The organism is Paenibacillus sp. BK720, assembly GCF_011761545.1.
Classification (GTDB): Bacteria; Bacillota; Bacilli; order Paenibacillales; family Paenibacillaceae; genus Pristimantibacillus.
Genome location: NZ_JAASRQ010000001.1, coordinates 91,071 through 103,965, shown reverse-complemented (window position 1 = coordinate 103,965; position 12,895 = coordinate 91,071). Strand labels below are relative to the sequence as shown.

13 protein-coding genes are annotated in these 12,895 nt (G+C 53.6%); 1 reads left to right on the top strand and 12 read right to left on the bottom strand.

The window, feature by feature from the left end:
* Positions 1-31: 31 nt before the first annotated feature.
* Genes FHT67_RS00480 through FHT67_RS00465 form a run of 4 tightly spaced genes read right to left on the bottom strand, consistent with a single transcriptional unit; the run spans position 32 to position 4,088 of the window.
* A complete protein-coding gene (locus tag FHT67_RS00480) occupies positions 32-880 on the bottom strand; it encodes a type II secretion system F family protein (protein ID WP_167194734.1) in 849 nt (282 codons plus the stop codon).
* 10 nt (positions 881-890) lie between these two features.
* Positions 891-1,754: a type II secretion system F family protein gene (locus tag FHT67_RS00475; RefSeq protein ID WP_167194731.1), complete on the bottom strand. Its 864-nt coding sequence runs from the start codon at positions 1,752-1,754 to the stop codon at positions 891-893.
* The gene (locus FHT67_RS00470; RefSeq protein ID WP_167194728.1) at positions 1,745-2,998 is read right to left on the bottom strand and encodes an ATPase, T2SS/T4P/T4SS family; all 1,254 of its coding nucleotides are present in this window, start codon (positions 2,996-2,998) and stop codon (positions 1,745-1,747) included. Before FHT67_RS00470 ends, FHT67_RS00475 begins: the two co-directional genes overlap by 10 nt.
* Positions 2,976-4,088 carry a P-loop NTPase family protein gene (locus FHT67_RS00465; protein ID WP_167194725.1) on the bottom strand — a complete coding sequence of 371 codons (1,113 nt, stop codon included), beginning with the start codon at positions 4,086-4,088 and terminating at the stop codon, positions 2,976-2,978. Before FHT67_RS00465 ends, FHT67_RS00470 begins: the two co-directional genes overlap by 23 nt.
* A gap of 285 nt (positions 4,089-4,373) precedes the next feature.
* On the opposite strand from FHT67_RS00465, the gene FHT67_RS00460 reads away from it, so the two are divergent.
* Positions 4,374-4,487: a paeninodin family lasso peptide gene (locus FHT67_RS00460; RefSeq protein WP_015842861.1), complete on the top strand. Its 114-nt coding sequence runs from the start codon at positions 4,374-4,376 to the stop codon at positions 4,485-4,487.
* A gap of 93 nt (positions 4,488-4,580) precedes the next feature.
* On the opposite strand, the gene FHT67_RS00455 is transcribed toward FHT67_RS00460, so the two are convergent.
* From FHT67_RS00455 to FHT67_RS00420, 8 genes are all read right to left on the bottom strand, one after another.
* Positions 4,581-6,383 (bottom strand): ATP-binding cassette domain-containing protein, encoded by a 1,803-nt coding sequence (locus tag FHT67_RS00455; protein ID WP_167194722.1) that lies wholly within the window; start codon positions 6,381-6,383, stop codon positions 4,581-4,583.
* Complete coding sequence (locus tag FHT67_RS00450; protein ID WP_208403066.1) at positions 6,380-7,504, bottom strand: nucleotidyltransferase domain-containing protein; 1,125 nt, start codon at positions 7,502-7,504, stop codon at positions 6,380-6,382. Before FHT67_RS00450 ends, FHT67_RS00455 begins: the two co-directional genes overlap by 4 nt.
* Before the next feature lie 108 nt (positions 7,505-7,612).
* A complete protein-coding gene (locus tag FHT67_RS00445; protein WP_132303080.1) occupies positions 7,613-8,056 on the bottom strand; it encodes a lasso peptide biosynthesis B2 protein in 444 nt (147 codons plus the stop codon).
* Between the two features lie 7 nt (positions 8,057-8,063).
* A complete protein-coding gene (locus tag FHT67_RS00440) occupies positions 8,064-8,357 on the bottom strand; it encodes a lasso peptide biosynthesis PqqD family chaperone (RefSeq protein ID WP_132303079.1) in 294 nt (97 codons plus the stop codon).
* Complete coding sequence (locus FHT67_RS00435; RefSeq protein ID WP_167194716.1) at positions 8,354-9,265, bottom strand: phosphoenolpyruvate carboxykinase (ATP); 912 nt, start codon at positions 9,263-9,265, stop codon at positions 8,354-8,356. The genes FHT67_RS00440 and FHT67_RS00435 overlap by 4 nt, the downstream gene beginning before the upstream one ends.
* Before the next feature lie 103 nt (positions 9,266-9,368).
* A complete protein-coding gene (locus tag FHT67_RS00430; protein ID WP_167194713.1) occupies positions 9,369-10,517 on the bottom strand; it encodes a glycosyltransferase in 1,149 nt (382 codons plus the stop codon).
* Positions 10,514-11,707: a glycosyltransferase family 4 protein gene (locus tag FHT67_RS00425; RefSeq protein ID WP_167194710.1), complete on the bottom strand. Its 1,194-nt coding sequence runs from the start codon at positions 11,705-11,707 to the stop codon at positions 10,514-10,516. Before FHT67_RS00425 ends, FHT67_RS00430 begins: the two co-directional genes overlap by 4 nt.
* Positions 11,704-12,894 carry a glycosyltransferase family 4 protein gene (locus FHT67_RS00420; RefSeq protein ID WP_132305159.1) on the bottom strand — a complete coding sequence of 397 codons (1,191 nt, stop codon included), beginning with the start codon at positions 12,892-12,894 and terminating at the stop codon, positions 11,704-11,706. The genes FHT67_RS00425 and FHT67_RS00420 overlap by 4 nt, the downstream gene beginning before the upstream one ends.
* Between the last annotated feature and the right edge of the window lies 1 nt (position 12,895).

The window sequence follows — 12,895 nt, the reverse complement described above, 5'->3', positions numbered from 1 at the left end:
AAACATCCCCTCTAATCATGGATTGGCAAAATCAAGACATGAGCAGCATCGCAGGTGCCGCAACGAAAACCATTAACACAAGCAATATTCCAACGAGCGGAAAAACAAGCTTGGAGGAGGCCTCTTCCCCGCGGGAACGGGCAACCGCCTTGCGTTTTTCCCATAAGGAATAAGATATTTCCCGTAAAGCAAGGACGAATTGGTCGCCGCCCCTGCGGTAATTAAGCAGCATTACCGTCGTAAAAACGGATACCTCCTGCACCGCGCAGCTCCGGTTAAAGCGCTCAAGCGCGGTACTGAAGGACTCGCCGTTCCTCAAGGCGATAACCACTCTTTCCCACTCTTTATATAAAGGCTGCACCGCCGGGTCTTTTCCCTCCAGGCAGCGGGAGAACGCCTGCAGCACCGGTTCCCCCGCGCCAACGAGCAGCATCAGCTTGCTAAGCGCTTCCGGAAGCTCGGACACAATGGACTGTTTTCTCCGTTCAACCAGCCGGCCCGCTTCCATAAATGGCCTGACCGGAAGCAGCAACCCTAGCAGCACGCCCATTCCGATAAGCATCGGCTCCTTCGCCAGCACAGCCAGTAGGGCGCAGCCTGACAATACGGCATAGCCGAAACCCGTCGTTTCCGCCACATGCCTCTTCGTCTGATTCAGCTGCCAGTCCGTGCCCTTCAGGATAATCTGCTTCGAATGGTAGCTGCTGAGCGGAAGCTGCAGATGCTCGTAAACCCTGCCGCGTTCCAGCAGCCGATCAAAGGGCCTGACAAGCAATAATCCCTTCCAATCCGGTTGTCCCTTCTTCAGAAGCTGAGCCAGTCCGTCCCTTCCGATAAGCAATGACCAGAACAGGACCAGGAGCAGGACAAGAAAAACCATCGCACGCCTCCTACACGCGTATTTGCATAATTCGGTGAATCAGCCAGAAACAAAAGGACAATACGGCAAGACCGACGGTCAGCAGGACATATCCGCCTCCCCCGTACAAGGGCTTCATGTAATCGGGTGCAAAAGCGCTCAGAAAACCGAGGAAGGCGAACGGAACTGCCATCATAATCCGGGCTTCGAAACGCTTTTGCGCAAGCAGAACGGAAATTTCCTGTTTGACCTCCAGCTTCTCTCCGATGGTCTGCGAGGTTCTTTTCATCACTTCGACCAGATCCCCGCCGGACCGCTTGCATACGGCAAACACATCTGCGAACTGCGTAATATCGTCCAGATGGGCACGCTTTGCCAAGCTGCGCAGCGCCTGCTCAAGCGGTTCCGCATTATCCAGGCGATGCTTGATAATCTGGAATTCGAGCAGCAGCTCCGTATTCGGATCCGGGTACAGCAGCTTGAGGTCATCGATGGTTGCCAGAAAAGCATTTTCCACCGACCGGCCTGCCGCCAGCGAGGATGCCAGGGAATACAGGGCTTCTTTGAACTGAAGCTGCAATCTTTCCTTCCGCCGGAAAAGCAAGGACGACCTGTACAGTCTTGGCGCAGCAAGGCCCCCTACGGCAAACAAAATAGACACTATAACGGAATGGTAGATGAGATAGACGGCAGCAAATAGAATGACGAAGCCGGCAACCGCCGATCCCATAAACTGCTTATAAGACAGCTGGTACTGGTCATAATCCTGAAGAGGCTTAACGACGGTGACTTGCTTGCTGCGCCGCGTGCCCGCCCGAAAGGAAGAGTCCCATCCGCACCATTCAAGGACCGTCCGGGCTTTTGCTGCGAGAGGTGCTGCTCGAATCACGGGCATATCGCATCCTCCTCCCCAAGCTTAATCCCGGCCATCCTCAGCTTTTCGCGATGCCGGAGCCGATAAGCCGTACGTTTAAGCGTGCCGATCACTTTCCCGTCTTCCTCGCCTTCCTCTTCAAATTGGTAAAGCGGCCGGACCTCAATCTCCCCATTCTCCATCCCGACAACCTCGCAAATTTCCGTGACCCGGCGGGATCGATCCCTAAAACGCGAAAGATGGATGACAATGTCCAATGCGGAAGCGATCTGCTTGCGAATGACTTGAACCGGCATCTCGGCCGCGCTCATTACCATCGTTTCCAGCCGGGACATCATGTCCTTCGGACCGTTGCTATGCCCCGTGGACATGCTCCCCGCATGGCCCGTGTTCATAGCCGCCAGCATATCCAAAGCCTCTCCGCCGCGAACCTCGCCAACAATAATGCGGTTCGGACGCATCCGAAGCGACGCCCGGATTAGATCCCGGATCGCAATTTCACCTTTTCCCTCGGTATTGGCATTCCGCGTCTCAAGGGAAACAAGGTTGGGGACGCCTCGGATTTGCAGTTCGGCGGAATCTTCGATCGTGACAATACGCTCATCCCTGGGAATGTATTGGGACAGGGCATTGAGAAAAGTGGTTTTCCCCGTGCCGGTTCCGCCGCTGATAAAGATGTTGTATTGCGCCTTTGTCAGCAGCTGTAAAAAAACGGCCGCTTCCCCGGTTAACGCCCCCTTCGCCACCAGCTCGTCCATCGTCAGCGGCTTTTCCGGAAATTTACGGATCGTCATCGCCGGTCCCCTTAACGCTACGGGCGGCAGTACGATATGAACGCGCGAGCCATCCTTGAGGCGGGCGTCAACGATTGGAGAAGATTCGTTTACAACCCGGTTCACGCTTGCGACAATGGACTGAATCAGATCCTCAAGCCTCTCTTTGCTTTCGAATGCCACGGGCAGCAGACTAAGCCTTCCGCTTCGTTCGATAAAGATCTCTGAATGGTGGTTTATCATGACTTCCGTCACCGTCGGGTCATCCATTAGCGGTTGCAAAATATCAAGTCCCCGGAACGAATGAAACAGACGCCGAACAAGCAACGCCAACTCCGAAGCGGTTAGAGGATGGCTGCTGCTCCAGGAAAATACCGTCTGCTCCACAATCGCCGTTAACTGCTCGTCCGTCACCGAACCGGAATAATCAAGCCGGTCCTTAATCCGGTTTTTCAATTCTAGGACCGCCTCATCCGTCAGCAATTGGCGCACCTCCTTCCTCCTTGACCAGCTGTCGATACAGCCTCTCCACGGCTGCCATATACGAAGGCGATGCAAGAACAGCGGATGTTCCCTTGCCCTTTTCGGCCGTATCCGGAAGGAAAGCGCCAGCCGGCTTGAAGATGCTCCGATTGGCATAAAGCCGGCCGTCGCTGCGGTTTACGACCAGCTGCAGCCGGGGCTCCAGCAAACGGAACCGCTCCCCGAAACGCTGCATGCCGTACTGGTATGCCAGCTGGCTCTTGCGCTGAACAGCCTGATCCTCCGTTACCAGCCAAATAACGTGATGACTTAGCTCCATTACGGCCAAATGCAGCTCATTCAGTCCTTCGTCCAGATCAATAACAAGGAGATCATATTGACCGGTTGCCGCAATCGCCCTTACAATGGCATCCGCATCCGAGGATTGAAGCGTCATCCGGTCTTCCTGATTCGAGCACGGCAGTATATAATCCGCCCGTAACAACGCATGTCGCTTGCTGTGCCGCCCAAGCCACTCTCCGGCCTTGCCCGGATGCGATTGGAGAATGTACAGCAGCTGGGACAGCCCCTCGTCTCCTTGAGCCGCGCCTGCCTCCAGCCACGTATCCACCGCATTCCAGCGCTCCAGGTTAAGATAAAATACGCGCTGGCCGCTGCCGGCTGCCGTATGAACAAGCTGCCGCGCCAACGTTGTTTTCCCCACGCCTCCGGATGCCGAATATATCGCTATGACTTGAACGGCCTGTTCTCCGGAAATTCCCTGGGAAGCTGGGGCCATTAAGGATGCCATCCTCTGCAGCAAACCCGGCAGCGCCTGATATTGAAGCAGCTCGTCGTAATGCGGGAACTGGCCCGGCGCCGCAACCAGCGCGGCAACCGGAACTCCTTCGGGCAATATCCCGGCAGCAGCCTCCAGCATGCAAGGCTGTGCGGCGATTCCATGAACGGGATAGCCCGATTTCAAAAACTGCACAAACGCCTCCTCATGAGTGAAAGCGGTCAGCTGCCACAGCCCGCTAAACGGACTGTCGCGTACGTAATCGGCCAGTCTTCTTACATAATCCTGCTCCTTGACTGCAATCACGAATTGATTTCTCACTTGCCTGCTACCCGCCTCTCTTCTCTTCCGGCCAACGCAAAAAAGCACCGTAAAAGGCGCAGTTTACCTGCGTCCTTCTACGGTGCTTCCGTACTTGAACCGATTCCATTTATTGCATAAATATTACCACCCCGCCCAAATGCCCGTCAACTAAAATTATTTAAAAAAGAAGACAAACAATTTCGTCTATATAGATACAAATCGTATCATTTATGCTATAATCGGAAACGTAATGTATCTCGCATACATAAGGAGATACTTCAACATGCGAGAGGAGGTGACAGTATGAAAAAAGTGTGGGAAGCGCCCACTTTGGAAGTGCTTGACGTTAAAATGACTTTCGATGGTGATGTAGAGGTTAACTCTGTTACAACATTCCACGGCAGCCACAGACAATAATTCTCTTCACCTCCTATAACGAGAAGCCCGTTTCCGGCGAGATGGAAACGGGTTTTTTGCGTTCGACGCTCCCCTGCAAAAAAAAGCCAACGCCTATGCGTTGGCTCCGGTCTGATAGCTTAACAGCTTTCTGAAGGTTCCTCTCGTCTCCTGTGACAGCTGCATATAACCGCCTTGCTGCACGATTTCACCGTTATCCAGCACGATGACCTTATCGGCATGCCGGATGGTAGACAGCCGGTGCGCAATAACAATAATGGTCATCTTCCCCCTCAGCCTATCCAGCGCTTCCTTGATCCGAACCTCGTTTTCGCTGTCGAGCGCGCTGGTCGCCTCGTCCAGAACCAAGACGGAAGGCTTCCTTAAGACCGCCCTTGCCAGCACGATCCGCTGCCTTTCTCCGCCGGATAACCGAACTCCGCGATCCCCGATAATCGTATCAAGCCCGTCCGGAAGCCTCCGGACGAACTCATCGGAAGACGAGAATCGGAGCGACTCCCACATCTGCTCTTCGGTGGCATCCGGAACAACAAGCTGCAGATTTTCGCGCAATGTGCCATGGAACAGGAAAGGCTCCTGCGCGACGTATCCGATCGATTGCCGGTATGCCAATAGCCTTTCTTCGGTTAGCGGCTTGCCGTCCACGAGCACTTCTCCCTCTTCCGGCTCGATTAATCCCATGAGCATATCCACGAAAGTGCTTTTGCCCGCTCCGGATTTCCCGACGATCGCAGTCATTTGATTGACCGGTATCGAAACGTTAATTTTGCGCAAGGCAAGACGCGGAGACGACTTATCGTAGCGATAGCTTACATTGTCGCAAGTAATGCCGTCTTTTATCCGTAGGGACTCGGTCAGCCCGTCTTCCTTCAGCAGGATCGACTCCCGTGCTTCCCGGCTCTCCTTCTGCAGATCGGTTAGCACCTGCATGGCGGGAAGCTGCGACATCATCCGCTCCAGCGAAGACTGGATCGTAATAAACCTCGGCCACAAACGGGTAAAAATCAGGACAACCAGCAGAAGCTGCTCCGGAGCGACCTTCATAAGCTTGATCGAAGCATAAGCAAATAAGGCTATCAGAACAACGGAGGAAGCCCGGTATAGAAACTGGGAATTGGCATACACCCGGTAGGCTCTTACGTAGTTCGCTTCAATCTTTCCGCACAGCTCCGTAAACTTTCGGATATGCGAAAACTCAAGCAGGTTGCTCTTCAAATCCTTGATCCCGTTGAAATGATCGCTCAGACCGGCAAAATAGCTGCGAAACAGCGCGGTGGATTCCTTCCCAAGCTTGGCGGATTTCCGCACAAACTTCCGGGAAATAAGTGACAGCAGCAACCCGCTTGCAATAATAATCGAAGTAAGCGTAGGGGACAGCCACATGGCAAAGCCAACCTGGATCAGGGTGAAGGCAGCAGCCGAGACTAACGACAGCAGCATGTTAATGCCGCTGCTTACCCGGTTAAGCTCCGTGGACAGAACCTGATTGAAGTCGGAATTCCGGCGTTTCATGAAAAATTCCCACTTGGCTTTCAATAAAGATTCGTGCGTCTCGATTCTTAACTTTTTAATATAACGCTGTTCGATTTGTATGCCTAAAATGGTTTGATTCCGCTGAAGCAGCGCCTGCCCTCCGACAAGCGCTACGTACAGCAGAAGAATGATTGGCAAATTAAGCGGAATGCGAGACTGCTGCAGCTTATCCATCGCGGCCGAAATAAAGGGAATCGCGCCAACATCCATATCAAACGCGCCAATCAGGCTGAGCAGCGGAATGATTAGGAAGATGCCGATTCCCTCAAGGCAGCTGACAAGCAGCATGAGCACCAGATGGAGATACAGCTTGCTGCCGGAGGAGGAGCGAAGCTTTTGAACCAAAAGGAGTATCTCTTTCACGAGGAGGCCTCCTCTTTAGGCGCCTGCCGCTTCACTTGCCGCCAGAACCATAGGAACGGACGAAGGGGAAAGTACAAAAAGTGCAGCGACCGGGGCAAAGGCAGGACGCTTCTATCCTTCGAGCTTGGATACAGCTTGTTGGTCAGATAAAGCAGCCTTTGCCGCGGATTCATCGTTGCCAGCAAATAACGGTTGAACAGCACCGCAATGTCCTTGCGCTCGGGTTTGGGATACAAGATCAACTCCTCCCGGATGAAAGGTAGCACCATTCGGGCAAGCCTCATTGCCTTTGGCTCGAAAGTCAGTGCATGAGCCTCCTCCGGAAGCAGGGTTCCAAGAAGCTGCGTAGCCAGCAAGAACGCCTCTCCGCCGAGCACTCGGTTTCCGCTCTCGTCGAACAACATGTTCGTTCTGTTCCAATTCAGGAATTGGACCATCATCCGGTCGATATCAAGCAGCCATTTCAGGGATGACCACCCATGCCGCGTTCCATGCAAAATCAGATACACCAGCAAGTCTTCATTGCCCAGCGTAAATACCGATCTGTGCAGGGAGCTCGCCTGCCGGCGTGACCACAGCTCTTCGAAGGATGGCTCAGTCACGGTATCGGGATTGAGGCTCCAATGCAGCTCCACTTCGATATTTTTCTCCCGGTGGATGTAGGAAACATGATGCGTTTTTCGCTCTGTATTGTTTAATACCTCTTCCTCGTCATACTGCTCCGCAAGCACGTAACCGGCTGACAGCAGCTGCTGCACGCTGGCGTCCCAATCCTGCTTGGCGACCAGAATGTCAAGATCGCCGGAGGTACGACCGGAGACATCGCCGTACAGCATGGCCGCAAGAACGGGACCTTTCAGAAATAAAGACCTTACCCCCCGTTCTTCCAGCAGTCCGTTAACGCGTTCCATCTCCCCGCGAAGCTGCAGCATCATTATCGTATTTCGCGTATAAAGGGACCGCAGTCTGCTCATGACTAAATCCGGCGTCCACTGCCGATTGGCATTCAGTTGAACAAGCAAAGGATAAAGAACCGGATAGGTCTCGTGATAAACGGCAAACCGGAGGAACAACGGCCAATCCAGTTCATGGGCGAGCTGTGCAGCCTCTTCTGCTTCCAATTTATTGTCACTGCGCAGCAATCGCAGCAAGAAACGCAGTTCGTTAGAAAAAGAGCTAATATCTAGAACCCTAGGTTGGCTCATCTCGATTCTCCCTTTGCCTATTTATCACCCCAGCATTTTGCCAAAAATGCCAACGACGGTGTAACGATCCATAATTTCCGCACCGGTCACGACATGCGGCCCCGTCCGAAGCCAGGCATGAGCGCTCATGGTTCCTTCATTGTTTTTCATTGTTCCTAGATACAACGTGCTCTCGATCCGGCGCTTCTCCAGCATGTTCATGCAGGCAATCGCCATGACGAGACATTTGCTCTCCCACAAGGTATAGCGGCTCATAATCCGTACGGCCCGGGCAATGTTCTGGATGAGCTCCGTCTCTTCCCCCGAATCCGAATAGGAGGTTTCTTTCATCGCAACGCCAAGCCTCGGAGCCGTTCTTGCAAAAGGAATCGCCTTCATAATGCGGGCCCTTCCGAGATTCACATAGGCCTCCAGCAGCAGCAGCTTAAACGCTCTGTCGGCAGCCATAAATTTTCGCAGCCGTCCCATAAGGTTGTTACGCCCCCGCGTTGACAATAAGGCCCTGCTCCGCCAGCTGCTTCAGGAAAGAAGCTACTTGATTCATGCAGGCCTCTCTCTCAATCTCGTATTCCCGGCAAAGCCGGTTTACGATTTCATCCAGCGTTGTAGGTGCTGCAAGCAGCTCCCATATCTCTCCGCCCGAACGTCCGAGATTGAAATATTTGCCGCTTTGAATACTCATCATCACTTTTTCGCCGCCCATATCGCTTACAAGAAAACCTTCCGCCTGAACGATGCGTTCATGAATCAGCACACTGGATGAACTCATAATGAAATCATCTCCCTTTCTCTCACGGTATGCAGAATTTGATTGACCAGCTCCGGTGCCGTATAGCCGGCAGACGGTCTTTTTAGTTGATAGAACGGAATGGCCAGCGCCACCTTGGTTCCGAAGGTAAACAGCCATTGCTCCAGCTTCATTTCCTTTAACACGCGGTCAAGAAAGGAATGATAGCGGAACAGCTGCACCCGCTGCAACGGCGTTAACGGTTGAATTCGAACCTGCGGGACATCCGCTTTCTCCAGTTCGAATATGCCGGCCAACGGTACCGGCTCCTTGTGGAACAAGTCCGTAACGGGGACTGCAAATTTATCGTAATCTTGCAGGATGGATCGGTAGTCCGAGGCATCCCGCCGGAAATATTCCAGGCTTTGACGCCAAAGCTTCTGCTGCGGATATCCGGGATAAGCCGTCAGTTCGTTTGTCTTCCCGTTCATCTCTATCGCAACAATGTCGTCGCTTAGCAGCTTGTAGCCCGCTTCCATAAAAGCGGCTCCCAGCGTAGACTTTCCCGCCCCGCAGTCGCCAAGAATGGCGTAAGCCTTGCCGTCGATCACGACGCCTCCGGCATGCATCGGCACAATTCCCCTGCGGACGAGCAGCACGCTGCAGCATGCCCCAACGATATAAAGTCGGAATTGTCTCGGATCCGCGTCTTGCAGAGGCATCACCTGAATGAGGTTATCCAACACGCGGTAATAGGCTACGCCGGGCACGTAGATCAGAACCTGCTCGCCATCGGCCCAATTGCGTCTATCGGGTTCCCATTTCGCAACATATTCGCTTAGGTCGGCATAGGCAATCCAAGCATCGGGCTCGGATCCGTCATGTGCTCCCGCAAGCAGCTCCGGCAGTTCGATTTCGCTTGCGAGCCGTAAACCGTAGGCTGTATACATTCGTATGTTATGCTCCATATTGGATCTCACCTGCTCTCTATTTGATACTAATTGTATCAATATAGACCTGACAAATCAACAAAATGTAGCAAAATAGGGGAGGCTAAGAACTTGCGTGCGCGCCGGCTTCCACGCCGTAATGCTTAAGACTGCTGCCCAAAGGGTCAATGGCGCTTTGCAGGCTGGATAACAGCCGTTCAATAAAGTAACGCTCGTTAAAGGACTCCGCATGCTTCCGGATTATACCGGGATCCCACTCTCTAGTCTCAAACTCACGCAAGGCTCCCATCAATGATTCCGTCGTTTGTTCCTTAAAAAACATGCCGTTTACGCCGGCCTTGATCGTATCAAGCGCGCCGCCGGCCTGGAAAGCGATCACCGGCCTTCCGCATGCATTCGCTTCCAGAGGGGTAATTCCGAAATCCTCCAGCCCCGGAAACAACAAAGCCCGGCAATGCCGCATATAGCTGGTTACTTCTTCGTCGCTCCGTCTTCCAAGAAGCTGCACGTTTGGTCCCGCTAGTCCCTCGAGCCGCTTCCGGTCATCCCCGTCTCCGACAATAAGAAGTTTGAGTCCAAGACGCGTACAGGCTTCAACGGCGATATCGATCTTTTTGTACGAGACAAGCCTGGATACAATAAGGAAATAATCGTCAGGCCCGTCCTCGCTAACGGAGAATCGGTCGATCTCTACCGGAGGATAGATGACGGTGGAATCAAGACCGTAGAACTTCGAAATTCGTCCTTTTACCACGCTTGAATTGGCGATCAGCCGATCCACCTCCTTCGAATTCGCTTTATCCCACAGCCGGAGCGGATAAGTAAGCCACTTGGCAATCGTTCGGCGCGTCTTCGATACATTAACGTTCTCGATATACCCGTCAAAGTTCCAGGCAAACCGCATAGGGGAGTGGCAGTAGCATAAATGTACGGCGTTGCCCGGCTTCCGTATGCCTTTCGCATAAGCGCTGCTGGAGCTCACTATGATATCGTATCCCTTGAGATCGATAGACCTGACCGCAAACGGATACAGCCAGAAGTACAGCTTGTAGTCCCGTAAAATATTCGGGATGCGCTGCATCCAGGTTGCGCGGATGTCCGCCGCGCGCAGCTCGGGAAGCAGCTTCTCGCGATCTACGATTGTCGTATAAATCGGAGCGTCCGGAAACAGCTTGTGCATGACGCCAACAACCCGCTCCGCCCCGCCCATTTGATTCAAATAGTCGTGTACAATGGCAATCCGGTAATTCATTTTGCCACCCCCTTGGTTTGCTCAAGCCTATTATTTCTCCCCGCACTCTCCCTTACCAGCTGCGCGTATACGTGCTCTGTCTTGGCAGCCGCCTGCTCAATGGAAAAATATCCGCCGACCCGTTCAACGCAGTTTACGCTAATCTGCTTGCGCAGCCTGTCATTGCTTTGCAACGACCGGATATGATCCACTAGCTGAGGGATATTGCCGGTCTCGTACAATAAGCCGCTCTTTCCATGCTCGATGATTTCCCCGACTCCGCCGCCGCTCGTCGCAATGACCGGCGTTCCTTGCGCCATGGCTTCAATAATGACCCTCCCAAACGGTTCATTCTCGGAGCATAGGAGCAGAAGGTCCGCGGCGCAGCAGAGCTGATCCACGTCATTTCGGAAGCCGGTAAAACGGATATGACGGGTAACGTTCAATTCGTCGGCCAGACGCTGCAGCTCCTTAAGATAATGAAGGTTTTCCTCGCGGAACTTCGGCTCGCCGACTATCCATAAATAATTCTCCTCTCCCTGCTGGATTAAGGAATGCAATGCCCGAATCGCGTCCTCCTGCCGCTTCCACGGCGCAATTTGTCCGATTATAACCATAACCCTGCCGCCTGCGGGCGTATCCAGTTGCCGCCGGAGGTCAATCCGGTAACGCTTTTTCTCCAGCTCGGAGAAAGGGCTGAGTACGGCTCCGTTATGAATCAGATGAACGGTCCCGGAAGAGCTTCCGAATCCCTTCATGACAGGCTCGGAAATCGCGATAAACGCTTGAGCTGCTTTCGCGGCGTACATCCGGATTAACTTGCCGACAAGTCCTTTCGGAGGATTATCGTGGAGATGCCAGACAACCGGAATACGGTGACGCCAGTAGAAAAGGGAAGCCATCATGCCTGCACGAAGCGAATTGGCATGGATAACCTCCGCCCCGCCCGCCATGACCGCGTCCGATAATTGCTTCCCGGCCCTAATCATGCCGAGAATCCCGGCTGCGAGCCTTAACGGGTTGCGGGATAATCTGGCGTTATAGCTCGGCAAAGCAACAACGAGAAGCCCCGCCTCGCGCGCACGCTCGAGCAAATCCCCTTCCGGAGCCATAATCGTTACCTCTGCCCGTTTGTAATGCGCAGCAGTCACAAGCAGATTAATCTCCGCCCCGCTGACGGAGCTGGTATGGTTATAATAGGCGATTCTCATCTATGTACGGCCTCCCTTCTCCGTTTCTCCTGCGCCTCCTTGAACACATCCGTCACCGCTGAGGTTACGCTGCCCCAGGTATAACGCCCAAGCACATGCTCCCGGCACGCTTCCCGCGTCGGCAATGCGATCTTTCCTCCCAACGCGTCGATCAGCTTGCGGCCGATGGCTTCCGATGTTCCTTCCTCGAAGAGAAGTTCCGGGGTGAACCGGCTTAGTATCTCTTTGGTTCCGCCGTAAGGCGTTCCGAATACCGGCGTTCCGCATGCCAATGATTCGATCGTGACAAGCCCAAAGCCTTCAAGCGTAATCGTTGGGACAATGCTGTAATCCGCGGCCTGGTACCACTCGACAAGCTCTTCGTTGGATACTCTGCCAAGCATTTTCACTTGGCCGGACAAACCAAGAATATCGATCCGTCTCTCGTATTCGCTTCGCATCGGACCGTCTCCCGCGATAAACAGCAGCGCTTCCGGATAATGGTCTGCGACCATTCTCATTGCCTCGATCAGACGGTCTATTCCCATACGCTTTACGATTCTGCGCGCACAGAATAAAAGTCTCTGATCCGTCCGGATTCCAAGCCTAGTCCTCAGCCCGTCCCGGTCCGAATGCGGCTTGAACCGATCATGCTCCACGGCGCCGGGGATAATATGTATTTTCCGGCGGTCTACGCCGTAATGGTCCGTTAAGATATCGCGGAAATATTCGCTGAGCACGATAAAGCTGTCCGAACGCCGGTAAGTGACCTGCTCGACCTGCTTCTTCAACAAATAGCGGGCTTCCCGGAACAAGGGGGAGCGTCCGCCTTCCTCGATCTTGGATTCCATCGCCCACGGTCCGTGAAAATGAGTTACGATCGGAATATGCTCCGGCAGCGCCTGCCGGGATATCATCGATGCGTAAAGGGCGAAATGAGGATTAAACACATCGGGACGGAAGGACTCCAGCGCCTCTAGCGTAAACTTGCGCACGGATCGGATCCGGGCCAGAAGACTTCCTTGCCCGTAATCAACCGTGTTGGCCACGTTCAGGCTCGTCTCCAGCTTCATGCCCGGATCCGCGACTACCAGTCCAAGCTCCGCATGACCGTGCTCCCGGAGAGCCCGGTTATAATCAACGAAATAACGGTTTAGCCCTCCGGGCTGCAGTTCGTTCCATCCTAATCCGGTCGTCAGCACTTTCATT

Bases quoted from the DNA above. Each gene is read 5' to 3' on its own strand.
- FHT67_RS00435 (WP_167194716.1), bottom strand. From the start codon at position 9,265: ATGTATACAGCCTACGGTTTACGGCTCGCAAGCGAAATCGAACTGCCG.
- FHT67_RS00425 (WP_167194710.1), bottom strand. From the start codon at position 11,707: ATGAGAATCGCCTATTATAACCATACCAGCTCCGTCAGCGGGGCGGAG.
- FHT67_RS00475 (WP_167194731.1), bottom strand. From the start codon at position 1,754: ATGCCCGTGATTCGAGCAGCACCTCTCGCAGCAAAAGCCCGGACGGTC.
- FHT67_RS00480 (WP_167194734.1), bottom strand. From the start codon at position 880: ATGGTTTTTCTTGTCCTGCTCCTGGTCCTGTTCTGGTCATTGCTTATC.
- FHT67_RS00445 (WP_132303080.1), bottom strand. From the start codon at position 8,056: ATGGGACGGCTGCGAAAATTTATGGCTGCCGACAGAGCGTTTAAGCTG.
- FHT67_RS00460 (WP_015842861.1), top strand. From the start codon at position 4,374: ATGAAAAAAGTGTGGGAAGCGCCCACTTTGGAAGTGCTTGACGTTAAA.
- FHT67_RS00430 (WP_167194713.1), bottom strand. From the start codon at position 10,517: ATGAATTACCGGATTGCCATTGTACACGACTATTTGAATCAAATGGGC.
- FHT67_RS00440 (WP_132303079.1), bottom strand. From the start codon at position 8,357: ATGAGTTCATCCAGTGTGCTGATTCATGAACGCATCGTTCAGGCGGAA.
- FHT67_RS00420 (WP_132305159.1), bottom strand. From the start codon at position 12,894: ATGAAAGTGCTGACGACCGGATTAGGATGGAACGAACTGCAGCCCGGA.